This is a genomic window from Pyrinomonadaceae bacterium, from assembly GCA_036277115.1.
Lineage (GTDB): Bacteria > Acidobacteriota > Blastocatellia > Pyrinomonadales > Pyrinomonadaceae > UBA11740.
Genome location: DASUNM010000023.1, coordinates 799359 through 823692 on the forward strand (window position 1 = coordinate 799359; position 24334 = coordinate 823692).

Here is a 24334-nt window from a genome sequence, read left to right on the forward strand (position 1 = left end):
GGAGGTCCAGTAAGCCCGTCTGAATAGAACACCAGAACGTTCTTATTCGGCTCGTCACCGAGAGCAACGGAAGGACGAAGGAGAAGTAGCAGGGAGCAGCCCAGAACAACCAGCAGCTTTTTACTCACCAACGGCCGGAAATTCAGTTGACCAATTCTTTTGAGCGTCGTTTGCAAAGGTTTTTGAGTTTCGCGGCGTTCCGACACCGTTGCACTAGAACAGGAATTTCAAAGCAAACTGCAACTGGCGCGATGAACCCGAATCGCCAGTGGGAAAACGAGTATTGGAAATCTGCCCGAAGGTCGCGCTGCCGACTACCCGGCCAGGCTGTCCGAAACTAGCGTGATTAAGCAGGTCGAAGACTTCTGCGCGGAATTGCAGACGCATCTTTTCGTCGAGCTTGATGTTCTTGAGTATTGAGAAGTCGACGTTACTAAAGCCGGGACCGATGATGACGTTGCGCCCGAGACTTCCAAAACGGGGAACCGCCGTGAACGCACTGGTATCCAACCAGCGATCGACTCGGCCAACATTTTCAACGGGCCCCCTGACGTCCGGACGGAGTGTGTTTGCCACGCCGTTGACTGCGGTGTTCGTGGTAATGATGTTAACCGGATTCCCAGTCTGCGCTTGAAGGATCACCGAAAATTGCCAGCCTTCCTTGAGGCGATTCCCCTTGAACGGCAGCTCGTAAATTCCGCTTACGACAAGACGATGACGAGCATCGAAATCCGACAGCCCGCGATCATTTCGCAGGTCATAACTGTTCTGCACCGTGATAACCGTCGGCGGTGCGTTTATTGAGTTGTAATCGATTGACTTGGACAAGGTGTAAGAAGCACTGAATTGCAGGCCAGATGAGAAGCGGCGGCTGACTGTGGTCCAGAGCGCGTTGTAACTGGAGTTGCCGGTGCCCTCAATCTGGGTAATGTTGCCCAGGCTCGCGCCTGGCAGGACTGGACTCGAGGCGGACAAGAATGGATAGGGTCGAACGCCACTGGTCGGCTGATTGAGGTTGCGCGAGATGCGCAAGTGCGTGCCCTTCGAACCGAAGTAGCCCACCATCACCGCCAGACGGGGAATGATTTCGCGTTGGATGTTCAGGTTCCAGGATTGCACGTAAGTGTTCTTATAGTTGTGATCAACGCTTACAAGTGAAATGCCGGAAGCGCGCGCCAGGTCGATCGCGTTGTTGAGCCGAACCGTTCCCGTGAAACTGAGCGGCGTCGCATTTGGAGGGTTGGCGACTGCGTTTGAAACAGCCTGGACCGTAGGCTGCTCAGTCATGATCGCGTAGGCAACGCGAACGGATGTCTTGCCGTCTCCGAATGGATCCCAGGCCACGCCAACCCGGGGCTGAAGGTTCTGGGCATTTGTTTTGTAGACCTGATCGATATCACGACCGACATTAACCAATGCGACCCGCGTTGGATCAAAGACGTAGAAACGGTTGAAGCGTTCGTTTGGACTCATGTTCCACTCGTAACGGAGGCCGAGTTCAAGAGTTAGATTTCGCCGCCACTTGAAGCTGTCCAGCGCGAAGAAATCAAGGGCCCCCTGTGCGATGCTGCCTGACCGGTTGCCGAGTGTAATAGAGAACGAGTTGGCATTTCCGGCGACGAATGCAGCGACCGAGGGAAACTGAAACACGCCTGAATCGAGCGTATTATTGTTATTGTAAAACCGTCGAAACTCGCCGCCGAACTTGAGTGAGTGCCGGCCGCGCAATTGGCTGAGCGTATCTGAAGCAACAAAGCTGGTGTCACCACGCCCGGTCGGAATCTGAGTCGGTCCGCCAAAATTGAGTCCGCCCGCGACGTTGATCTGAGGTAGCGCACCGACCTGGTTGATGCCGTTGCGAATACCAAAGTCGGCCGGATTTAGCTGTGCTCCCGCCACGGCCGTAAATGAAACACGGTTAAAGCCGAACCGCGCTTCGTTGACCATATTGGGCGTGAATATGTGCGTATAATTCAGCGTGAATATCTGGCGAAAGCCGTGCCGGACGTCGCCGAATCCCGGAATAGTGTTTCCCAGCGCGGTTGGTTCGCTACGCTCGTCGCGCTGCACCGCGTAGTAGCCGTGTAGCTGGTCGCTGTTGTTGAAATTATGATTGACGTCCAGCGCCCACTGATCAACGACGACTGCCACTGGCGCCGAGCCGACAAAGCGGACCGCGCCGGACGCGTCTGTAAAGTTCGCTCGCGGAATTAGGTCAACCAATTTCTTGATCACCGGGTCGGTAACTGATGCGCGTTGAGCGTCGCTCAGCACAAGAGTGTTTACGTCAACGCTCTGCCTTTGTCGTAATCCCTCATAAGAAAAGAAAAAGAAAGTCCGGTTCGTCCCGTTATAGCTAAATGGCGACCCGCCTTCCCCGAAGCGGGGGAACAGGATGGGACCACCGATTGAAGCGCCAAACTGATTTCGTTTGAATGGCGGCGGCCGGCTTGAAGTAAAATTAAAAAAGTTTCGCGCGTCGAGCGCATCATTTCGAAAATATTCCAGCAGCTCACCATGGAATTGGTTTGTTCCGCCGCGAGTGGCGATATTGACGATCGCGCCTGAGTTGCGTCCGTATTCAGCGCTGAACGTCGAGTTGTCGACCTTGAATTCCTGAAGACTACTTATTGGCGGCAGGAAACTGATGATGTTATTGATCTGATCATTCAAGTTGATGCCGTTGATCTGATAGTTGACCGTCTCTTCACGATTGCCGGCTGTGTTCAAAGCAAACGATCCCTGACCGCGCGCCGGTAGCGCGAGGTTGCCATTCTGAGGCGGCGTGACCGAGCCCGGCACAAGCAAGCCTAAATCTATAAAATGGCGACCGTTTAGCGGCAGCTCCTGGACTGAGCGTTGATCGATTACCTGCCCGACTGAAACGGTGGCGGTCTCAACAAGCGGCGTATCAGACGCGACATTAATAGTCTTGGTAATACTGCCAATTTCCAAACGAAAGTCCTGAACGACGATGCGCGCGACTTCGATACTTACGTGCTCAACTAGCTCTGTTCTAAAACCTGAGGCTTTAACTTCCAGGCGGTAGTTGCCAACCGGCAGCGCCGCTATCTGATAATGGCCATCGCTGTCAGTCTCTCCGGTTCGTGCGAATCCGGTTGCCTTATTCTGTGCTGAGATTTGTGCGCGAGGGACCACGGCGCCATTCTGGTCGAGAACTCTTCCTTGCAAGACTGCAGTGGATTGGAAGCGCAGGCGCGACGACGCGCCCACTTGAGATACGAAGACAAACGGCATCAGGCCAATTAACAGAGACGATGCGGAGATGAAGAGCCGCCCTTCACGAAGGATCGGCGAAAGAAAATCGGGGGAACAGAATGTCCGGCTCATATTCGGTACTGCTATTTCTTGTCGCGTCAGGCTAAAACCCGAGTAGGTGAAACTACTCTCTTGAACTTTCGAGGACGTCTACAGATCCCTCGTGGAGCTTCCTTGTTCGAAGCTGATAATGGCTTACAGGATGCGGATGATAGTGATCACGGCTTCAAGTTACGGAGGATCTTACTCAAGAAGGGTAGGCAATGGAAGTCTAAAGTTTGGGGGAACCCGAAGCTGCGCCGCATGCCGCTAAAACGCCTCGCCGATTCCAATCGACAAAGTGCGACCGGCTCTACCTACAGCGAAGTCGATGCGGTAGTTGATGTGGTTCTTTTTGTCGAGTTTGAACCGCAAACCTGCTCCCGCCGCCGGCAATAGTTCGTCACTGCGAAACGCGTTCCACCTGTTTGCAATCCCGCCAATTCCACCAAACGCGACCACCCCAAACCTGCCCTTCAGCTCGCGCCGGTATTCCGCCTGAGTGGCAAACATGCGTCGATTCTGGAACTCGCCGCCCGTGTATCCGCGCAGGTCGCTATTCACGCCAAACATACACAGATCGTAAAAGGGCACACTCTGGTTCGCTGAGCAGATCATTCCCCGGTAAGCCAGGACTTGCTTACTACCGACTGCGCGGTAAACGTTGTACTCGACCTTATAGTTTTGGTATTGCCGTTTGCTACCCCACGACTCATCAAAGAAGTCGCCGGTCGCTTCAAACAACGAACCCTTCGTCGGATAGAAAGTGCTGTCTCGTTTGTCGCGCTGAATGTGAAAGCCCAGCGCTACCGTGGTCGCCTGCAAATCGATCGGAGGAATTTCGAAACCGCCCGGGGTTTGTGGCCCATCAAGCCGGGTATAGATCTTGCGGTGCTGATAACGAGGTCCGACAAAAATATTCTTCCCGACGTTGCGCATGAATTCGCCGAAGAAAACCGTGCCTCCCCCCTGGATGGCAACCTTGACGGCCTCCCCTCCCGGACGACGCCCGACACCATAGAAGTCAAAATTGACGCGCCCCTTCGCGATCGCGAACGTCGTTTGATACTTGTTCTCGCTGAAATACAGCCGTCCGCCCAGGCCGCCTCCGCGGGTGCCGCTGTTCGTGAAAGCGCCCACGACTCCCACCGTAAAAGGCGGCGACAGTTTATCTTCCTGGTTAAGCTTGAAGACGTAACCAATTGCCAAGACCAAGCCTGCTCCGATCGCCGGACTCGAAATAGGAATGGGCGCGATGATCAACTGTCCGCGTTTGGGCTTTTTAGGTTGCGCGGTTGTGGGGTCTTGCGCGGATGAGGCCGAAGCCTTTGGTGTTTTTTTAGCTGTTGTTTGAACAAGGGAATTGGATGATGTCGGCTCCGTCGGCCTGGCTTTGATGTTCTCTTGCGCGTTTGCAGACGTCACAGTCTGGGCCCGGACACTAACAGCGAGAGTCAAAACCAGTGTCAGGGTGAATGACAATCTAATCGCGCGACCTGTTGTTCTTGCATCGAGCATAAATCTAGAACTTGAATCCCAATCCCATGATTGGTCCACGCTGGTTCATGTCGTAGATGAAATTATTCTTGTTGTACTTTACGTCGAGGACGCGGTAGCCAAATATCAAGGCAACTTTCGGGTTGACGTTGTAGCCACCGCCGGCAAAGAGTTGCCAGGTAAAGTCTGACCCACCACCACCGAGATCAAACTTGCCGGTAACGAAGACCTTCGGCGACAGAGCGGCCCTGCCGCGGAGCCCGGCAATCCCATCGACCCAGTTCCGGCTGCCCTGCACTTGTGTAGCCGGCAGGATGCCAGCACCGAAATCGAGATCGGTGTTTACATGCCACACGCGAATGCCACCCAACACGTCCACAAACTGCCCTTTTTCCGGGTTGGCAAACACGCGGTAACCCACCTCCGGATCAAAAATGAGAGTACTGAACCTCGCGTTGACATTAGAAAACAGCGGACCCGGAGTGGCTTTATTGTCCTCGATAGTTACGTATTCCAGGTCGGTAAGCAGCACGAACTTGCCCTTGCGCGCTTCAAACGTGCCCATCAAAGCGAACTTCAAAGCACCAAAGATATCGCCGAAGCTCATATCAACCTGGGCGGTGCGATTGCCGACTCCACCGGTACCGTGAAGACTGGCGAGCCAGAAGTACGGACTAACTTGAAACTCCCAGTTGTCTGACGACGCTGGTTGCGGGCTTGTCGTAGTGGTGGTGACGGCCGGTCCTCTCCCCTTAACTGCAACTCCGGTTGTCACAGTCGAGTTGGCGTCAGCCCTAAGCGACGCTGAATCTTCATCACGAGGACGGACCTTCGCCACCTCCGATCCAGTGGTGCCTTTCGCGGAAACAGTTTTCGTTTCGCCGGCTGTTTCTTTCGTCTCGCGTATCAGTTCGGGCTTTGAGGTAAGACTATTGACCGCCCCAGGTGTTTGAGCGGAAACACTGATAGCACAGGCCGTCATCAGTATGATGATTGCTGCGCTCGCTTTATGTGGATTGGGTGACATTCTGCTCCTTCAAAGAATCTTTGGACTCATAAACCCGGCTAAGATCAGAGTGTATAGAGGTGGAAAGCCCGCGATAACTGTCATTTCTTACAGGTTGGAATGCGGCTTTAAGGGAGTTATGCCGTGCAAAGAGGCAGGTCTATTAAAACCAGCTCGATCTTCGTTAGACGAGAATCTTGATCAGCCGGCGAATCAGTTCCTCCAGGGAAATGACCGTTAACGTTAGTGGCAGAAGCGGCGCGACGGTGGCGGCGGCGAGCCTTACCGCATCCTTAAGTCCAAACGGCACAAATCGCGTTTCTTGAACGACCGCAAAACTGTTTCCGAGGTCGGTGAGAGATTGAATGTCTCCGCTGCCCAGAAGTTCCTCGCGGGACGCGCCTCCGTCTATCCACTTCTCTTGAAACTTCTGAACATAACGGCTAGTCAGCCGGCCGTAGTCACGCAAGCCATTGCGTTTGGCGCGTGACAGATGCGGTGTGAACACGAGGAGGGGGCTCAGAACCAAGAGTGTAAAGAAGGCCACCAAACCCCCGGCTTCGATCTTGAAGGCCATGAGGTCTTGTCCCTCGAACCAGACTCGACTGGCAATCAGGCCGGCTAGCAGGGCGCCCTGGGCAAAGAGGATCGGCGCAAAAGCGTAGGTGCTGGAGCCGAGAAAGCCGAGACCCGCAGCGCGATCCGGATGTGTGGCAATTAGTCGAAGTTTCAGCTTTGAAACTCGCCAAAGAAACTGAAACCAGATGAAGAACCGCCAATACCAACGCAACAGAATGAATTGGAATAGCGGGATGCTCACAAACGCATACCAATACCCAGCAAGTGTCAGTTGCCACTGCGAGCCATCGGACGTTGCGTACCAGCTTCCTATTCCGGTGGCGATCTGCGCCCGCCATACCCATAGTCCAACTGTGTAGACCAGGATCAAAAGGCCAACTTCGACAATCCGCGAGTTGCGTGGCCGCATAGCCGCCGCGATGGCGGCGTGGAATCTCGGGATGTCTTCGCGAACGACAATCCTTCGATCTACAAACATCGTCACCACCGGCCGAAGGCGTGAATGAACGAGCAGCTCGGCAGCGATTAGAATGGGTAATGCGATCAGAAAACGAACGTGTGCTTCAATGTCGTAAAGGAAGGGAACCTTAATTGTGCCCCCAAAGGCATGCCCGCCAACGAGAGCCAACAATAACAGCGGCAGCCAGGCAGCTAACGCAACCACCACGGCGCGTCGGCGCGTCCGCTCCAGTTCAGCTCCCGATAGACCTGCCCGTCGGTACAATTGGAACAGCGGACCGCCGAGCACCAGGGAGAAGTCCGGAGATTCGACTAAGATTTCGGGCTTGGCCATGCGTAGCGCTTCATCTGGCTTCTAATCAGTTCTAGCCACAGTTCAGATTTGTGTCCTTTTTCAACGCCTTCACGGAATACTTTTCATAAGCTGGTCGTAGACTAGCGTGTACGGATCCGCCCCAATTCCAAGATCGCCGCGAAACGGGCGGTCGAGGGAAAGGATCATGAAAATCACCAGCCCGATGAAGATCGCCAGCAACAGCACCTCGAGTATGTGCAACCGCGCATCTTCGACTTTGAAAAAGAAGCAAGCGCTCAAGCTGATGAAGGCACCGACGATGACTACCGCCCACATGACCTTCGGCAACCCGGTGCTCACCGCATCGAGGCGCATGCGGCGCGCCTGGATCAGGGTGTTGTAGGCGCGCAGAGTTTCGCCGTGCAAAAGCTTCTGGCCTTCGGTGGCCGGTTCGAATTTTGTCAACGCTACCTGAAAGCGGGTCATGTGTTCGATCCCACCGCCCGGAACTTTTCCTTGTTGCTGCAACGGCCAGGCTTCGTCAATTACATACCGGTTGTAATCGCGAAGTCCCTTCTGTAGTTCTGTGCGGCTCGGGTCGGGATAGCTGGTCACATCGCGGTAAAGCGCATTCAGTGCGGTGGCCTCCCCGGTAACGACCTTCTGCGTGTCGGAATAGGTTTGGAATACGGTCACAGCGATCAAAGCCACCGCCAGGCCATAGAACACCATCACCGACTGCAACATGGCACCGGTGAATTCCGAGTCTCCCGCATCAACGCGCAGTCTCGGAAGCACAAGACGGCGAACCAACAGCGATCCGCCCACTGCGAACAGGCACAGGGTTGCGATGATCACCGTGCCGGCGATCCAAAGCGGAATATCGAAGAGAGTCTCAAACACGGTATGTATTTTGAGAGCGCGGGCGCCCTCGCTGGCCACGCGTGCACGCGATTAATTGAGCGCGCGGTGACCGCTGTTCTCAACGACGACCGTGATTTGTTTCGCCTTTGAATTGAGGACCGTTCGGCTTGAATAACTGGTTCCGTCAGGCAGTTGGCTAAAGCCGACCTCGAGCGTAATCGCGTCTTTTTGAGATTCGAGCCATGTCGCCACGTTGATCCCCAGGATCGTGTTCGATTGAATATTCAGGGTCGCCGAAAGCAGATCGCCTGTCTTTATGAAATCGTGGAAGCTCACGCGGAAAACCCGGTTTGGCTCGACGGGCTCGACGGCAACCTTCTTGGCGTTTTTTGAATAGGCGATCAACGCGGGATCCGGTGGCACATATTGATGGACGAGACTGGCGGCCTGTTTCATGTAATCCGTCATCTCACCTGTCTTTTTCGCGACGATGCGACTCTTTATTCGGCCACGTCTTCTACCAGACGACTGCTCTTGCGCCGGTGCAGCTTCGCCAATGGTCACTTTTTGGATCTGGCCGTCGGCTCCGTAATAACAGCGGTTCTGCTTCTGAGACTTCACTTCGCCTTTAAGGCTGACCGTGGTCGTCTCTATCCATTCGTATTTACGCAGGCCCGCCATGCTCTGCTGCACCGCCTGCTTTAGTGTGGCCACGCGCTGCTCTTGTTCAGACGCTTGGCCGAAGGCGACGGCGGTGATTACAAACACCGCGAGAAACAGCGCCGCCCTTGTCATGAGATTTTTTCTGTGGTTCCACATGTTCCTGATCTCCAAATCGATCGCTTTTTTTGCGTTAGGTTCGGTCTTCTAACCTTGCTTCGGCGCATCCTTCACGCAACGGAAGCCAAGATGATTGCTGGCCGAGCGCACTTCGCCTTTGCCCCGCGTGCCCACCATATAGCGAGTGCAATACTCGTCTGTGCAAAGGAACGAACCGCCGCGGTGCACCCGCTTAGGCACATTTGGTTCGCTGGGGTCATGGCTGCTGGATGGGCCCTGAGGGTTGCGCGCGACACCGCCTTGTTGGGCCAGAGTTGAATAGTAGTCGGCGCGATACCAATCGCTGGTCCACTCCCATACGTTCCCGCCCACATCAAATAATCCGTAACCGTTGGCCTGAAACCGCGCGACCGGGGCAATGCCCTTAAAACCATCCTCGCCTTTGTCGGCGCCCTTCACCGGAAACTTGCCCTGATAAATGTTTGCCGGCCATTTGCCATTTGGCTTTAAGTCATCTCCCCAGGCATAGGTCTTTCCGCTGAGTCCACCGCGTGCGGCAAACTCAAATTCAGCTTCTGTGGGCAAACGCTTCCCGGCCCACTTCGCGTAGGCCTCTGCATCTTCATAAGCGATGTGTACGACCGGAGATTTCTCGCGGCCTTTCAGATCGCTTTGTGGCCCATCCGGATGGCGCCAGTTAGCACCCGCGACATAGCTCCACCACTGGTAATGATCATGGAGTGAAACAACCGGCCGCGGCGCAGGCGAAAAGACAACCGAGCCGGCCACCAGGTTTTCCTCGGGCGCATCGGGAAACTCTTCGCGGGTGGGCTTGCGCTCCGCCACGGTCACGTAGCCAGTCGCTTTCGTGAACCGTTCAAACTCTTCATTGGTAACTTCGGTTTCGTCCATGAAAAACGCATCGACCGAAACACGATGAATCGGCCGCGCGTCATTCATCGGCTCGTCACCCCCGCAGTACATTTCCGTCGCGACCGGGTCAAGCGAGCCCATCGAGAACTCACCGCCGGGGATGTAGACCATTCCTTCCGGTGGCGCGCTGGGCGCCGAAACCGGATTCGTGATCGTTGCGGCAAAATTGGGTTGGGCGTTGGGAGTGACTGCACGGCTCTTTGTGGCTGAGCTCACACCAACCTTCTGTGCCGGCGAGCGGAGCAGCAGCCATGCCAGTAAGGCAACGACTGCCAGTGCGATGGCAAGGAGGAGCACCGTTCGACCGTTCATCGCGCGCTTATTTCCTTGAAATCTTATCGCCCTTGTCATGGTTGTCATGTCAGCCTCTCGTTTTCTGAAAGTAAGCCGTGGTTAGAGAAGGTCCGAACGGGCGTGACTGCCCAACTCATCGCTACCGCCCTTAGCGTGAACCAGGTTAGGAGTGTATCGGCGGCGGAATTGGACAGTAACTGTCAGTTTTGACAGGCGCGAGAGGGAAGATAGCTGAAAGGCCTCGGTGCGTTTCTTGGTGAATCTTTGTGCCTCTATGGTGAGTGTTCCCCCGGTAAACCCACCACTGAGACACAGAGAATCACAAAGGTGGCACAGAGGAAATCGAACCGGTTATTACTGACCGATGATAACTTCAGAGGCTGGATAATTTTCGGCGCGTAAACCAGATATTCGAAGCGCACCATATGCCGAGACCAAGATGTAAAAGGATCGCCGGCCAGAGCAATGCACTGCGCTGCTCCAAACGAGTGCCGGCATACACGAGCACCAGCGCGGCGGCAAAGTTATAAAACAGCATCGCCTGGACCACTCCACTGGCGGGGCTCCCCCGTTCGCCGTTTCTTGCTTGCCAACAGGCAATGGCAAGCGAAAGAAGCGCCGCACCGGCAATCCGCGCTGCGACCAAACCGGGATCTGTCTCCAGCGGCGCGCCGAGTAACACCGACGTCGCGAGGCCAGGCATGAGAAGCAAGGTGAGGCCGGCACCCGCTTCTACCACTGCCGCGATCATGAGTAGAAGTTTCATGGAGATCTAAGTGGGATCGACTCGCCGTTCCCCCTCCTCGCGTAAACCATGACCGAAGAGTATCTGCGAGTGAATTGGCCGGTAACTGTCAGTTGTGACAGGGGCTGGTCACAATTAGACGTAAACATTCAACGAGCTACGGAGCAGCTGGTCCCGCCCAAAAAAAGAATCGGCTGTAACCATCAAGGGTCACAGCCGATCCAAAGCGCACGGACGACCAGTCACGCACACTTTTAACTAATTGGCCCCGGCCATTCGGATGGCAGTTTGACGACGAGCTTTCTCCGCTTCCGCAGCATCGGCCGCCGCCGGTTTCAACTCGACGGTTACCTTGTGGATCTTGCCGGTGAACTTGAAGGGTATCTCGTAGGCCTTCGTAACCGCGGTACCTTCATCCAGGCCGACGTCGGTCCCTTCGTCCGCCGAAAACATATTCGCCTGGGTATTGTCGATGCGTCCCGAGGCAACCTCTTGCCCATTGACAAAGATCTTGCCTACACCACCTTTACCACGCCCGCCGCCGTCATACGCAAACTCGAAACGGATCGTTACCTTTCCGGCAGGCAAGGCCTGGGTCGAAGAAACCGTGTACTCATGCAGCCCGAGGTAGTTATAGGTATATGACGGCTTGCCGTCCTTTACGTACAGACTCCACCCGCCAAAGCGCCCGGCCTGGGCCAGTATCGCTCCGTTGACGGCAGCGCCGCCGGGGCTCTCAACCTCAGCCGTGATGTTGTGCGACATATTCTTAGCGTTGATAAAGACGTTCTCCGACATTCCGTGCATGCCTTCGTACACGGTCAGACTTTGGCGGCCGTTCATTAGATCCGGCCGTCCTGCGACATTGGGGATCAGTCGTTCAATTCCCCGATCGTCTATGGGGAGCACGCGGTTCTTCTCGGCTTCTACCAGGAAGGCCGCCTGCATCTCCTTCAATTTCGCCGGGTTTTGCTTGGCAAGATCATTCGCCAAGCTGAAATCATTTCGCATGTCATAAAGTTCCCAGATATCGTCTTTCATGGGACGGCGAGGAGTACCTTCCCACGGAGCCCGATGGATGGTTGCTGCATACCAACCGTCCTTATAAATGGCCCGGTTCCCAAATATCTCAAAGTACTGCGTCTTGTGCCGGTCGGGCGACTTAGCATTATCAAAGCTGTACATCATGCTTACGCCGTCCATCGGGATCTGCACGGTGCCATTGACGCTCTTCGGTTCGGGCAGTCTTGCTGCTTCGAGGATCGTCGGGGCGACATCGATAACGTGGTGCCACTGCGTGCGGACCTCATTCTTTGCCTTGATGCCCTTGGGCCAGTGAACGATCATGCCGTTTCGCGTGCCACCGTAGTTCGACGCAACCTGTTTAGTCCATTGGAACGGGGTGTTACCTGCTACGGCCCAACCAGCGGCCATGTGCGGGTAGGTGGTGGGATCGCCCCAAGTATCGATATTCTTGAGCATGTCGGGCACGGTCTCAGGTACTCCATTAAAATAAGTCATTTCGTTATAGAGGCCGTTCATGCCGCCCTCGGCACTCGTCCCGTTGTCACCGAGGATGTAAAAGATAAGCGTGTTATCGAGCTGACCTGTAGCGCCGATCGCGTCAACCAGACGACCGACCTCGCTGTCTATATGCTCACCAAAGGCCGCAAAGACCTCCATCTGGCGTGCGAACAATTTCTTTTCGTCAGCTGAAAGCGTGTCCCAATCCTTGATAGCCGGGGGTTTTGGAGCAAGCTTTGTTCCTGCCGGCACCACGCCGAGCTTGATCTGGCGTGCGAGCGTTTCCTCGCGCAGTTTGTCCCAACCGCCGTCAAACTTACCCTTGTACTTTTCGATCCATTCCTTCGGTACATGGTGCGGTGCGTGGGTGGCACCCGGAGCGTAGTACATATAAAACGGCTTGTCGGGTGTCAGCGATTTTATGCCCTGCATCCACTCGATCGCTTTATTGGTCATGTCGGTTGAGAAGTGGTAATCAGTTTCCTTCGAGATCTCTACCGGTGTCATTCCATCGTAAATGAATGGCGCCCATTGATTCGTCTCACCACCCATGAAGCCGTAAAACTTGTCAAAGCCGGCTCGGGTGGGCCAGCGGTCCGTCGGGCCGGAGGGGCTGACTTCCCAAGCCGCGGTTTCGTGGTTTTTTCCAAATTGCGCCGTGCTGTAGCCATTAAGCCTGACCATCTCTGCCAGGTAAGCCACGTCATCCGGCCGGCTGCCGGTGTTTCCCGGAAACGCGGTCGCGGTTTCGGCGATCGCACCGAAGTTGACCACATGATGGTTTCGTCCCGACATCAGCGCCGCACGAGTCGGAGAGCAAAGTGCCGTGGTATGAAACTGGTTATATTTAAGGCCGGTTGCCGCCAGCCGCGTCGCGGTCGGCATGCGGACCGGTCCCCCAAAAGCGTCTGACATTCCGAATCCCATGTCGTCGATCAGTACGATGAGCACATTCGGCGCACCGTCAGGCGCCTTAACCTGAAACCTTGCCGGCGTCTGAGCTTCGCGTACGTCCTGCGTCGTCAGCTTTGGGATCATGGGGTGCGGAATCGGAAGTATGGTGCGGTCAGTCGGGTAAAGGACCTTCGCTGGTTGAGGCTGCTGCGCCGAGACAGGAACGACTGCCAACGGAGCTGCCAGAAGCGCGACTGCAAGCAGTTGAGTTACGAAAGCTCTAAATCTATCCATGATTTTTCTCCTCGTGATTCCGCGATCGCATTCGCGGCACTGGTCCGATGATTAAGCGTTTTACATTCTTGGCGGAAAACCACCTCTGGTGAACTGTCAAAACTGACAGCTCGCTTGTTCTCAAACGGCGTCTCGTTAACCGACTAGTCACGAACTAACTTCCAGGTTGAATCCGGATTGTATTCAGTCATCGAGCCGGCAATCTCCGCGGTTCGCGCGCCGAGATCCTTTTCATAGACGCGGCCCTCCTGATTCACGACAAAAGTCATCACGCCCGAATTACCCCACATGGCCGGATAAGCAACGAGGGCAAACCCGCCAATCATGTTGCCGTTGATGATGTAGTTGTAGGCGCCACCGGGCGCGCTCGGTCCCTGGCGCGTAAGAATCTTGAAGTGGTAACCGTGAAACGGAGCGGCAGTTTGCGTTCCCGATCCTTTTTTGCGGGTGTAGCCTTCGTTCGCCGCCAGCGCTACGAGCGGACCCAGAGGACTCGGTTCTTCATCACCAACAACTTCCCAGTACAGGCCATCCTTTTTGCCGGCCGAGCTGAGTAGCTTCACTGCGTACTCCGACACCTGGTCCCCATCCCAATCGCCATTGCCGAAATAATCGTCCTGGGCCAAGACATACGCGCGGCAGACAAGCGAGGCATCGATTTCATTGCCACCGATGCGGCGGTTGTGAACTTCCTCCACGCCGTTCTCAATGTCGAAACGCCACTGATTGCCGGCCTTGATGATGGGTATGGGAAACGGCCACTTGTCATTGCCGACTATCAGCGTGACTTTCTGATCACTTTCCTTTTCGAGCTTCGTGCCTTCAGAGATAAAGGCGGACAAGTCTGAAAGATCATTAGCGTCTGAGACCGGGTCACCGGAGAGGAGCTCCTTGATTCGTGGGCCAAAGATCCGCGCCAGCGAGGCCCGGTCCCTGGCCTGGGAAGCAGCCACCAGCGCTCGAGTAGCTTCTTCGGGACTCGAGAAGAGTTGCTGTTGAGCCTGCGCCGATGCGACGACCGCCGCGCTGAGGGTTAAGACAATCAATGCAACCAGGTGCAAGCTGCGCCCGGCGAAATAATGTTTGTTACTGCTGCGGGTTTTCATGATTAGTTCTCTTTCGTACTGATAAATTAATTTCGCCGCCTCCCACCACCACTGAACGAACGAGTCTGTTGCGCGCTGGCGCGGCTGGCTTGTCCACGTTGACTCGCGGCTCTGGTCTGCCCGCCGCTGCGGAACCCACCAAAGGCCGAGGATCGCGGCTGCTGCGTCGCGGTTCGATTTGTAGTTCCTGTATTCGTATGCCCGCGCATTGAGTTGACGCGCGCGTCGTTGGCATTGATGTTCTTGCTCGAGACGCTATTGCGGTTCACGTTGTTCGTGTTGACGTTGTTGCGGTTCACGTTGTTCACGTTCACATTGTTCACATTCACGTTGTTCCGATTGACGTTGTTCACGTTCACGTTGTTGTAGTTAACGTTGCGGTGCACGTTGTTGTAGTGGTTGATGTTGTTGTAATTGACATTGTGATGGACCACATTTCGGTTGACGTGGATGGTCGAGTAACTGCGATTGACGTACACGCTGTTGACGTGAACGTAACGTGAGCTGGTACTGATCCAGCCAACTCCGTGCCAACCGTGGTAGAAGACTGTGTGTGTATGCCAGTTGCAGTCGTTGTTAAGCCAGGCACCGATCGCCAGTCCAACGCCAAACGAAATTGCCGCAGTAGCAATCACCGTCCCGGTGGAGGGACCTGACGGCTGCTGCTGAACGTAGACGACCTGCGGGTTGTAAGTCGGTACATAGATTAGCTGGGGATTAGCCGGCACAATCTTGATTACTTCCTGCTCCACAATCACAGTTTGCTGTGGCGTAGTGGCCAGAAAACCCGCCTTCTTCGCTAGTGACCGAAGTCGCTGGACAGACTTCAACACGTCCGCCGACTGATTGACGTAAGCCTGGCCCAAAGCCGTCGTCCAATCGAGCTTGTCGCTCATCATGTAGACCGCTTGCGGGTAGTGCGCGATCGACCTGACCGAGACATCCCATGCCTGGTTATCGACACCCGCGGTGTTGTTATTGTTGCCGCGCAACCAGCGCGCGGCCTGTTCGACTTGATCGACGAAGGTCGAAGCGGGAAACATCTGCGCCAACAATGGATCCGGGTAAAGCGCAATCGGCGCCAGCAGGTTGTCCATCTGCTCGGCGGAGAGCCCTTCAGGAAGGATGGCAGCCGGTATGTTTCCCGCGGTGCTCCGTCGAGTGGCAGCTTGCGTGGCCACCGTCAAATTGGCGATCAGGCACGAGAGCAAGCAAAACATGATTGTCTTTTTCATACTCAAAGAATCTCCCTCTGGTCTGTGGCAAAAATACTGTCCCGGCCCAGTCGCGCTGCCCCTACGGACTAATTCCTGCGCACGTTTCTCAGTTTGATCGGATCCATTCCGAGATACTCAATCTCGAGCTTGCCGTTCTCAATCTTCACCTGAGAGGCGTAGAGCAGAATGCCCTCGCCGACTTCTTTCCCTTTCTTATTCCTCACGAGATCGAGCACTACAATTCCGAGTTTGTAATCCGTGGACCTGCTTCCGCCGTAGGCTTCTAAAAAGCCAATCGGACGATCCGAGACAGCGATGATTTGGCGGCCGGTCGGAGTTTTACGGGAGCGGATCAGTTTCAGGTCAAAAAACCCGACGCGCCGGCTCAGCGATGCGTGGCCGATGTCCTTCGCCTTTTCGAGATCCTTCACCAGTGCGTCCTGCCCGCCCTCGACGAGAACACCCGCCAGTCGCTTGGTCGTGGCATCGCTCGTGTAACGGTTAATCCAGATATCTACCCAAGCCGTCGCGGCGGCAGCTCGGGGTAGACTGGCCACCGCGCTGAAATGTTCAGTCTTGGGCTTTGGTTTGGGCTTGGGTTTTGATTGCTCGTTCGTCTGTGAAAATGCGGCGACACTGACGCAGCAGATTGCGAACAGCAAACCGATTAATCTTTTCGTCATATGCTTTTGTCCCTTTCTAAAAACTCTTGCCAACTCCAACCACTACGGTGACACCCTGCGTGCGATTGCGGGCGCCAAACTCGGGAAGAACTCGCACCAGGAAGTTGAGCTTTTTGGTCGGCAGGATTACTCCCAGCTCCGGGCCGATCGCGAACACGCGATCCTTGTTGCCGGCCGTGAGCGCGGGAACAGCCGTTCCTGAATCATTCGTCAGTTGGAATTCGGCATATCCAACGACGCCAAACTGCACGAGTTGTTTCCCCTGGTTCTGAACAAAGATTTTGCCGACGCCGGCTTCAAGCGTCATGTTGTTGCCAACTTTCAGATCTTCGTGACGCTTCTTCTGGTGAAACTCCCAGTTGGTGCTGAAAGAAAATTGCGTGAGCTTGGATTTATCCAGATAAGCGGTGGTAGCAAACGTTATCTGATGGCCCCAGTAGTCCGTGGTGGTCGTGTCATTCCCGGTCTCGTCAAATTTCCCCGTGGGCGCCACGAATCCATAGGCCAATTTGACGTCGGCCTTCTTCAGTTTCCACCCGAGATTGATCGGCTCAACGTAAAGGTCGGCTATGCCCGTAGGACTGGCCCCCGCACCGAGACGAGGAAGGGACACCGGCGTATTTACAATCGGCACGGCGACAGCCATGCCATAGTTAGCACCAAGAAATTTCGCTTTGGTCGTGTAGGCGAGCAGATTCACATCAACCAGCAGGTCGAGATCAAAAACGAGTGGTGACGTGTTCCCATTCTGATCTTTAAATTTCGTTGATGGATACCATGTGAATAGATTCGCGTAGGTGATTCCTTCGGGCGTCTGCATGCCCGAGTTGAGTCCAGCGGTTCCAGGAATATATTGGCCACGCTCCTGGGCCATGGCCGGCAGCGAAATGATGACCAGCAATAAAAGACAACCCAAGGCGGCTCGACATTTCATTCGACTTCTCCTCTAAGGGGTTCCCATCTAATGGCTTGAAGTGTATCGGCGTGCCGACGGGCGGGTAACTGTCAGTTTTAACAGGCGCTCAACGGAATTTCTGAAGGGGAATGTCTGGGGAATCTGCCCGGCACGAAATCAGAAGTAGATACTCAAGGCCGCGCCGAAGGCTTTTATTCGACTCGGCTGCGAGCGTGAGTCGTTCTGACGGGTGAAGAAGAGATCCAGCACCACATGGCGTTTGGGATCGGCCAGCTTGATAAGGGGAAAGCCCTTCTTGAAAGGGACCTGGAGTCCAACCGTGAGACGATTTCGATTCCACGTGTCAAACCGGGTGTCGTAGTAGACCTCCGCCGAGGAGTAAGGCGTCAGCTGACGCCCAAGAACTTCAAACTCTCTCTCAACCGTGACGCGATTACGATACCGAGCGGAAAACTGCCCATTGACCCAACGGAAATCTTCCCGATTTCTGTCAGTCAACAACACGTCCAGAGGTAGAGGATGTCGCAGCGTTTGTTCCAGGACGATGCGGTGCTCTTTGAAAGGGTCGCCTTCGCTTAAAGCAAAGCCGTACCGATATCCTCCGCGCAGCATGAATTTCCGGTTGACTGTGTAATCAAGGTGAATGCCGACCTGCCCTTCAAGATTATCTCTGGTCTCTTCAGCCTTAGTGACAGTGCCCAATAGGAACAGCTTGATCTTTGGACGGAGTGGGATAAAGACATCGACTTCTGGCCAGAATTGGAATTCTGCGGCGTCTTGCGCGTAGGTCGCCGTGACCGGCAATACCAAGAACATTACCAGGCAAAGAATCTGCACTATCCTCGGCTTCATCTCATTGCCTCTGGTGACTAACCCGGACTTTGGTAACAGCTGATCCTTCGGAAACAGGGCCGCACCGGTTTATCCGGGTTCATTTGTGGGCGCGCAAGGGTTCCCCAATTGAGCTTTTCCTCAAGAGGTCATTTTTTGACGGGATACTTACTGAACATTTTTTCGACGGACTTTTTCACTACGCTCTCAACACTCTTCGCATCTGCGGCCGCGTCCCCGGTCGGGCCATGACTCAGCGTTTTCTTGGCGATCGCACGCCAGACGTATCTCTCCGTCTTATGATCTTTAAGATCCACCACCAGCGTGCCTTTATTCACATTCATGGGCGGGGGTGGGCGATAAACTGCGCCCGTAGCGTAAGTGACCCGGCTGAAGGAGATGCCGCTCAGTTGCAGATCAAGATCCACCGCGGCCGCATACATGACCTGCAGATCGCCTCCGGCCTCAACCTTGGTGAGTCCTCTCGCCGCCATTTGCTGATCGACGGCGTCAATGATCATCTGATCAATGAGCGGATTTCGAGCCGGCATTCCCTTTACCCAGAAATAAGTTTTGTACTGTGAGAAGTCGACTGCTTTGTCGAGCTGGACCTTAACGCTCTGGCCCCAGACCGGATAAGCGAACAGAAGAAACACCAAACAGATTATTGCTCTTCTCATTTTTCCCTCTCGATCTGAAGCTGCAATGCCGCTGCTGCTAACTCGTCTTCATCCTGGAGTGTATTGCCGCTAACGTCGGGGTCGCTACTGTTAACTTTGACAGGTTAGAAACTGCTCGGGGGCCGAACCAGCTGCGAAGCAGCGCTGATAGTTAAGCCCAAGGCGAGTCTGCGAGCCTTGGGTCAACGACCCCCGAGGTGGGCAAGCCCCGAAGGGGCGACAGCGATCATTGTTAATCGGCGGGCCCTGGTCATGAACCTTCTGTCGCCGCTTCGCGGCTCGTCGACTAATGAATCAAAACCCAAGGCTCGCCAAGCCTCGCCTTGGGCTTAACTACGTCCGCTGCTTCGCAGCTGGTTGACGTCACCCCAGGGTCCAGTATTCAGACTTTGTTGGGCATCCTTACCTGTATGTTTTGACAGTATTCGTCCTCATCGCAATTCCCATAGCATGCAGTCCTTCTGAGAGATCCGCGGGTGTCGGATTAACAGGGCGATACGCGCGATTCTATGAATCCAAATAGAGACATTGAGGATGACGACGACACAGTCGACACGTTAGCGCCCGGCGCAATGCCCCATCTTGCATTGCCGCTTGATCCGGCCTCGGCAAAGGTAGAGGTGGACGTCGCCGGCATGACGCATACGGGACATGTCCGAACAAACAATGAGGATCACTATCTCTGCGTGCGGATCGAGCGATCGCTGAAGACGATGATGACGAACTTAATCGGCGGATCGCTTCCGGAACGTTTTGATGAAGTCGCCTACGGCATGCTGGTGGCGGACGGAATGGGCGGGTATGCGGCCGGCGAAGTTGCCAGCAGCATGGCGCTGGTCAAACTCATCGAGCTGGCGACCGAGACGCCCGATTGGGTGATGCGAATGCAGAAACGCGAGAACGCCGACCGCGTCATGCAGCGCATGACTGAGCGCTTCCGCATAATCGACTCAGCGATGCGCGTCCAGGCCGAGGGCGATCCATCACTTCTCGGAATGGGTACTACCTTGACAGTGGTGGCGAGCCTGGGAGCGGAGCTATTTGTCGGACATCTCGGCGATTCGCGCGCATACCTGTTCCGAAACAAACGACTCCACCAACTGACCCGCGACAACACGCTGGCGCAGGAATTGATCGATGCGGGCATAGCGCGAGCCGAAGACACCGCCACGCAGGCCATGCGTCACGTCCTTACCGCAGCCCTCGCTACCGGCGACCAGGCCGATCCGCAAGTGCAGCGGTTTCATCTTTCACACGGCGATCAAATTCTTTTATGTACAGACGGTCTTACTGGAATGGTGCGGGACGAAACGATAGCTAAGATTCTGAACGATGCGGACTCATCCAACGCGGCGTGCCAAAGCTTGATTGACCAGGCGCTCGCGGCCGGTGGCTCTGACAACATCACTGTGGTTTTGGCACGGTACCGGTTTCCCGCTTCAAGGTAATACCTGCGGAAGTCATGCTCGAAACAAGTCGCGATTCAATTCCAAACTCATTTATTAATTTCAAGGAGCAAACCAATGAGAAGTAACAGACCAGGAATCGCCAGGCTACTGGCATTCGCTTTTGTTTTTATTATTACTGCCAGCGTAAGTGCGCCGGCCCAAAACGCAAGCAACGTCCGTCCGGTACAAGTGGCGCTAGGACAGAAGCAAAAAGTTCAGGGCGTCGTCAGTGTCCGCTCCGGCGATTCGTTCAAAGTCCGGGACCCTGCGGGCAACGAAACTACGGTGCTCTTAATGGCTGACACAGACGTGACTTCCCATCACCGGAGTCGTCTGAGGAAAAAGCACTACCCAATGACCTACATCATGCGCGGTCTTCGTTTGCAAGCTCAAGGCAGGGGGGATGCAAACGGAAATTTGGTCGCGGAATGGGTCAGATTTGATGAGCAGGACCTGCGAAGTGCTCAGGCTCTCGAGCAGACCGCTGAACTGGCCCAGGAAAACGAAGCGAGGATTAGAGCCGCAGAAGAGGCCGCTCGAGTGGCAGAAGAGAACGCGCGCATCATGGCCGGGCAAATCGCGGAAAATACGGCGCTCGCCAATGACGCCCGGGCGAAGGCTGAAGCGGCACAAGCCCAGGCCGATGCAGCTTATAAGGCTGCCGCGTTAGCCAACAACCGTATCAACGGACTCGATGATTACGAGCAGCTTCGGACCGTCTTCGTCCTGTTTAGAGTGAACAGCAGCATCATTGACCCATCTGCCAGGAAGCTGATCGATGAAGCAGCGGCCTGGGCCAAGGAAGAGAAGGCCAAAGGTAACGCAAACGGTTGGCTGGTTGAAGTAGTGGGATTCGCAGATAAGACGGGCAACACGGCGAAGAATCGGGCCCTGAGTGAACGTCGTGCAAGGGCCGTGATTCAATACCTGGTTGGCGTCCATGATTTAGATCTGCGGCGGCTGGTCCAACCCTTTGGATATGGTGATTCCAAACCCGTCGCCAGTAACAAGACGGCCGCCGGGCGCGCAAAAAATCGCCGGGTCGAAATCAGGATTTTGCAAAATAAGGGAATTGCGAATACGGTTGGTTCAAACCAGTAGGGAATGACCTCTCAATCGCGCCCGGCTTCTTCTTTGAAGTTCGAGGCTCAAAGCTGCGCTTCGTTCTTTCGGTGGGAACGGAGCGCAGATTGCTATCCAGGCATGCGTGACGAGGCCACCCTTCACGATCTCTGTTTCGTAACCTGCGACGCAGGTAAGACCGAATTTCCCTCAGCAGGCGAACCATGCTGTGGTAAACTTGCCCGTGCTGGAAATGCGGGTTTGCATGTTTTTCGGGTCGCTCTGTGCGCACTTTCGTCACGTTTTTCACAACCAATTCACTTCGCTAATCATCAACTGCAATAGCACTGCTCTCCTCGATTTGCCTCGCGCGAATCGGCAAACAAATTCTTTCTTCCGTTGGAGGTCGCTATGAAAAAGCTAGTGTTGCGCTCGGCCATCGTCCTGGTCGTAGGTTTGGGATTGACCCTGCCCGTACTGGCGGACACGATTCGTTTAAGGGATGGCAGCGTTATTCGCGGCGAGATCGTCAGCTTTCGTAACGAGCAGTTCACGATTCTGGTCGGCAGCGGCACGCGCGGGCGCAAGAGCCGCATAACCGTCTATATGGAAGACGTCGAATCGATCGAATTCGACGGCGCGGCAGCGGACGAAGGTGGCAACACCTCCACCACGCCGACGCAGCCGAATAACCAGCCACCGGCCAATACGCGGCCTTCGAACAATCCACCGGCATCACAGCCGGCGAGCAATCCGAACACTTCATCGAACCCTACCTTCTTTCCGGTGAACGTGCGCGTGCGTGCGGACAATTCGACAAACGGTTGGACAAACAGCGGCCTGGTTGTCAGGCGCGGTCAGCGTTTGCGAATCAATGCGACGGGGCGGGCAAACCTTGGCGGCAACCGGTTTGCGACACCGGACGGACTGGCAAACGTCCAGGACCGCGAGAAGCTTATGCGGACGCAGCCGACGGGTGGCTTGATCGCCGTCATTGGCGATGACAACGACGATTTCATTTTTGTCGGCAGCAGCCGCGACTTTGTAGCGCAACGCGATGGCGTGCTTTTCCTCGGCATCAACGAAGGAAACCTGAGTGACAACACGGGCACTTTTGAAGTCGTGATCGAGGCCGAAGCCGGCGGAAACCCGCGCTAGTTCAGGGTGTAGGGGATAGGGAGTAGGGTGTAATGAAGAGCCAAAGCTTGAGCCTTCTTACTTAAGTTTGTTCTTAGCGTCCGGCCAAGGAACCGGAACTCCAAGACAAAACCGCCACACCCTAACCCCTACACCCCATACCCTGGATTTAGCGGTTCTTACCGACACCCAACCCCCTACGACCCAAACCCCAGTTCTTCCAGGTAAACTCGGCCACCCCCATCAGCATCACACCTCAGACCGCGGCCCGGCCAGCTTGACCCGTTTTCGGGCGCAACCTATAGTCCAATTCCCAGCTGAACCGGCCTGTAGTTGAAAGGTACGTGATGATGAAGTTTCGTTTTTCCCAACGATTGGCAGTTTTCGTCGTTCTGGTAACGCTCGTTTTCGGCACTCAGACGATTTCGCTTTTGGCGCAGTCACGCCGCCAGCCGCCCACATCCGATCAGAAAAAGAACAAGCGACCGCCGCAAGGTCAGGAGACTGGCGAGAAAGAGCAAGAGCCTTTGCCGACCGACATTGTCGGCAAAGAGACCGAGACGGTTAAGGTCAGCACCAGCCTGGTCAATGTTGACGCAGTCGTTTTCAACAAAAAGTCCGGTCAGATTACGACTGGGTTAAAGAAGGACAACTTCGAACTCTGGGTTGACGGCGTCAAGAGAGACATCACGAACTTCTCGACACCCGAAGCGCCCATCACCATCACGCTCGTGGTTGAGTACAGCAAGCTCGGCCAAATGTTTGGCTTTTACGGGAGCGGCGGCCAGGAGGCGGGCCAACTGGAAGTAATTCGTCCGACCGCAATGTTTCTTTCGCAGTTCATCACCCCGCAGGATTATGTTTCGGTAATCGCATACGACATGCGGCCGACGCCGCTGACAGATTTCACGAACAATCCGCAACGGATTCAGCAGGTGATCAGCCTGCTGCTTCGCAATACGCCGGCCTTTATTGAAACGAATATGTTCGACGCGCTGAAGTTAACGCTGGTCGGCGGCCGTGCGGATTCCGTGGTGCTGGAAGATGCCAAAGAGCGCACCACCGAATATGGCGGCATGGTGAGCGTCGCCAGCGATCGTCGCAAAGCGGTCCTGCTGGTCGCGTCGGGCATCGACACTTTCAGCAAGATCAACTTCGACAAGATACGAAAGATCGTGCAGAACTCGGGCATTCCGATTTACATCATCGGTACCGGCAAAATGTTCGAGAAGAAGTTCGGCGACGGAATGGATCCCGGCCGCGGGAGCATGATCCTGGGCGTGCCGATCGACAGGATGACTTTTCTGCAAGCCGACAACACCCTGAAAACATTTGCCAAAGATACTGGCGGCACCTACTACCCCGTCACATTTGAAGGTGAGTTGCCGAACGCGCTCAACTCGATCAATTCCCTGCTGCGCAATCAATACAGTCTGGGATTCAGCCCCGGTGACATCCGGGACGGGAAGAGCCACAAGATCGTGGTCAAAGTTGATGTCGATGGCGACGGGACGACTGACGAGAAGGTATATACCGTGAAAGCTCGTGAAGTGTTCATCGCGCCAAAGGCGGACACGACGAAGCAGTGAGCAGTGTGCAGTAGGCAGTAAGCAGAATTAAGCAAAAGGCAGTAGCGGAGATCGATGGATCGATCTCCGCTTTTGTTTTGGTCAATCTGGCCTTCGGCTTTCGACCTGCTGCTTGCCTACTGCCTTCTGCTGTCCCCTTCTGCTTTCCGCTTAATGAGTTCCGCCCCCTGCTCACTGCCCACC

At 55.1% G+C, this 24334-nt stretch carries 19 protein-coding genes; 4 read left to right on the forward strand and 15 right to left on the reverse strand.

Translation table 11 applies throughout. The features are described 5' to 3' along the window. Positions 1–213 precede the first annotated feature (213 nt). The 15 genes from VFX97_10265 to VFX97_10335 form a co-directional block, all read right to left on the reverse strand. On the reverse strand, positions 214–3351 hold the full coding sequence (locus VFX97_10265) for a carboxypeptidase regulatory-like domain-containing protein (protein ID HEX5703570.1): 3138 nt from the start codon (positions 3349–3351) through the stop codon (positions 214–216). Between the two features lie 237 nt (positions 3352–3588). Next, positions 3589–4527 carry a BamA/TamA family outer membrane protein gene (locus VFX97_10270; protein HEX5703571.1) on the reverse strand — a complete coding sequence of 313 codons (939 nt, stop codon included), beginning with the start codon at positions 4525–4527 and terminating at the stop codon, positions 3589–3591. Positions 4528–4840: 313 nt separating this feature from the next. Beyond that, positions 4841–5842: a hypothetical protein gene (locus tag VFX97_10275; GenBank protein HEX5703572.1), complete on the reverse strand. Its 1002-nt coding sequence runs from the start codon at positions 5840–5842 to the stop codon at positions 4841–4843. A gap of 163 nt (positions 5843–6005) precedes the next feature. Then, complete coding sequence (locus tag VFX97_10280) at positions 6006–7193, reverse strand: hypothetical protein (protein ID HEX5703573.1); 1188 nt, start codon at positions 7191–7193, stop codon at positions 6006–6008. A gap of 69 nt (positions 7194–7262) precedes the next feature. Then, entirely contained in the window at positions 7263–8057 is a 795-nt protein-coding gene (locus tag VFX97_10285; protein HEX5703574.1) for a DUF4239 domain-containing protein, read from the reverse strand. A 51-nt stretch (positions 8058–8108) separates the two neighbouring features. Next, a complete protein-coding gene (locus VFX97_10290; protein ID HEX5703575.1) occupies positions 8109–8837 on the reverse strand; it encodes a hypothetical protein in 729 nt (242 codons plus the stop codon). Between the two features lie 48 nt (positions 8838–8885). Then, the gene (locus VFX97_10295) at positions 8886–10043 is read right to left on the reverse strand and encodes a formylglycine-generating enzyme family protein (GenBank protein ID HEX5703576.1); all 1158 of its coding nucleotides are present in this window, start codon (positions 10041–10043) and stop codon (positions 8886–8888) included. Positions 10044–10398: 355 nt separating this feature from the next. Further along, complete coding sequence (locus VFX97_10300; protein HEX5703577.1) at positions 10399–10791, reverse strand: hypothetical protein; 393 nt, start codon at positions 10789–10791, stop codon at positions 10399–10401. Positions 10792–11028: 237 nt separating this feature from the next. Next, positions 11029–13482 carry an arylsulfatase gene (locus VFX97_10305; protein HEX5703578.1) on the reverse strand — a complete coding sequence of 818 codons (2454 nt, stop codon included), beginning with the start codon at positions 13480–13482 and terminating at the stop codon, positions 11029–11031. A 143-nt stretch (positions 13483–13625) separates the two neighbouring features. Then, positions 13626–14588 carry a DUF2950 domain-containing protein gene (locus VFX97_10310; GenBank protein ID HEX5703579.1) on the reverse strand — a complete coding sequence of 321 codons (963 nt, stop codon included), beginning with the start codon at positions 14586–14588 and terminating at the stop codon, positions 13626–13628. Between the two features lie 26 nt (positions 14589–14614). Beyond that, on the reverse strand, positions 14615–15823 hold the full coding sequence (locus VFX97_10315; protein HEX5703580.1) for a DUF3300 domain-containing protein: 1209 nt from the start codon (positions 15821–15823) through the stop codon (positions 14615–14617). Between the two features lie 68 nt (positions 15824–15891). Next, the gene (locus VFX97_10320) at positions 15892–16488 is read right to left on the reverse strand and encodes a hypothetical protein (protein ID HEX5703581.1); all 597 of its coding nucleotides are present in this window, start codon (positions 16486–16488) and stop codon (positions 15892–15894) included. A gap of 16 nt (positions 16489–16504) precedes the next feature. Continuing rightward, positions 16505–17422, reverse strand: a complete 918-nt coding sequence (locus tag VFX97_10325) for a transporter (GenBank protein ID HEX5703582.1) — start codon at positions 17420–17422, stop codon at positions 16505–16507. A gap of 138 nt (positions 17423–17560) precedes the next feature. Next, entirely contained in the window at positions 17561–18256 is a 696-nt protein-coding gene (locus VFX97_10330) for a DUF2490 domain-containing protein (GenBank protein HEX5703583.1), read from the reverse strand. 128 nt (positions 18257–18384) lie between these two features. Beyond that, on the reverse strand, positions 18385–18915 hold the full coding sequence (locus tag VFX97_10335) for a DUF4136 domain-containing protein (GenBank protein ID HEX5703584.1): 531 nt from the start codon (positions 18913–18915) through the stop codon (positions 18385–18387). Between the two features lie 509 nt (positions 18916–19424). Between VFX97_10335 and VFX97_10340 the strand changes: the two genes are divergently transcribed. The 4 genes from VFX97_10340 (at position 19425) to VFX97_10355 (ending at position 24151) form a co-directional block, all read left to right on the forward strand. Beyond that, on the forward strand, positions 19425–20363 hold the full coding sequence (locus tag VFX97_10340; protein ID HEX5703585.1) for a protein phosphatase 2C domain-containing protein: 939 nt from the start codon (positions 19425–19427) through the stop codon (positions 20361–20363). A 75-nt stretch (positions 20364–20438) separates the two neighbouring features. After that, positions 20439–21464: an OmpA family protein gene (locus VFX97_10345; protein ID HEX5703586.1), complete on the forward strand. Its 1026-nt coding sequence runs from the start codon at positions 20439–20441 to the stop codon at positions 21462–21464. Positions 21465–21836: 372 nt separating this feature from the next. Continuing rightward, complete coding sequence (locus VFX97_10350) at positions 21837–22583, forward strand: hypothetical protein (GenBank protein ID HEX5703587.1); 747 nt, start codon at positions 21837–21839, stop codon at positions 22581–22583. A gap of 329 nt (positions 22584–22912) precedes the next feature. Beyond that, entirely contained in the window at positions 22913–24151 is a 1239-nt protein-coding gene (locus VFX97_10355) for a VWA domain-containing protein (GenBank protein HEX5703588.1), read from the forward strand. The last annotated feature ends 183 nt before the right edge of the window (positions 24152–24334 follow it).

Bases quoted from the DNA above. Each gene is read 5' to 3' on its own strand.
- VFX97_10265 (HEX5703570.1), bottom strand. From the start codon at position 3,351: ATGAGCCGGACATTCTGTTCCCCCGATTTTCTTTCGCCGATCCTTCGT.
- VFX97_10275 (HEX5703572.1), bottom strand. From the start codon at position 5,842: ATGTCACCCAATCCACATAAAGCGAGCGCAGCAATCATCATACTGATG.
- VFX97_10280 (HEX5703573.1), bottom strand. From the start codon at position 7,193: ATGGCCAAGCCCGAAATCTTAGTCGAATCTCCGGACTTCTCCCTGGTG.
- VFX97_10290 (HEX5703575.1), bottom strand. From the start codon at position 8,837: ATGTGGAACCACAGAAAAAATCTCATGACAAGGGCGGCGCTGTTTCTC.
- VFX97_10295 (HEX5703576.1), bottom strand. From the start codon at position 10,043: ATGAACGGTCGAACGGTGCTCCTCCTTGCCATCGCACTGGCAGTCGTT.
- VFX97_10300 (HEX5703577.1), bottom strand. From the start codon at position 10,791: ATGAAACTTCTACTCATGATCGCGGCAGTGGTAGAAGCGGGTGCCGGC.
- VFX97_10305 (HEX5703578.1), bottom strand. From the start codon at position 13,482: ATGGATAGATTTAGAGCTTTCGTAACTCAACTGCTTGCAGTCGCGCTT.
- VFX97_10310 (HEX5703579.1), bottom strand. From the start codon at position 14,588: ATGAAAACCCGCAGCAGTAACAAACATTATTTCGCCGGGCGCAGCTTG.
- VFX97_10315 (HEX5703580.1), bottom strand. From the start codon at position 15,823: ATGAAAAAGACAATCATGTTTTGCTTGCTCTCGTGCCTGATCGCCAAT.
- VFX97_10320 (HEX5703581.1), bottom strand. From the start codon at position 16,488: ATGACGAAAAGATTAATCGGTTTGCTGTTCGCAATCTGCTGCGTCAGT.
- VFX97_10325 (HEX5703582.1), bottom strand. From the start codon at position 17,422: ATGAAATGTCGAGCCGCCTTGGGTTGTCTTTTATTGCTGGTCATCATT.
- VFX97_10330 (HEX5703583.1), bottom strand. From the start codon at position 18,256: ATGAAGCCGAGGATAGTGCAGATTCTTTGCCTGGTAATGTTCTTGGTA.
- VFX97_10335 (HEX5703584.1), bottom strand. From the start codon at position 18,915: ATGAGAAGAGCAATAATCTGTTTGGTGTTTCTTCTGTTCGCTTATCCG.
- VFX97_10340 (HEX5703585.1), top strand. From the start codon at position 19,425: ATGAATCCAAATAGAGACATTGAGGATGACGACGACACAGTCGACACG.
- VFX97_10345 (HEX5703586.1), top strand. From the start codon at position 20,439: ATGAGAAGTAACAGACCAGGAATCGCCAGGCTACTGGCATTCGCTTTT.
- VFX97_10350 (HEX5703587.1), top strand. From the start codon at position 21,837: ATGAAAAAGCTAGTGTTGCGCTCGGCCATCGTCCTGGTCGTAGGTTTG.
- VFX97_10355 (HEX5703588.1), top strand. From the start codon at position 22,913: ATGAAGTTTCGTTTTTCCCAACGATTGGCAGTTTTCGTCGTTCTGGTA.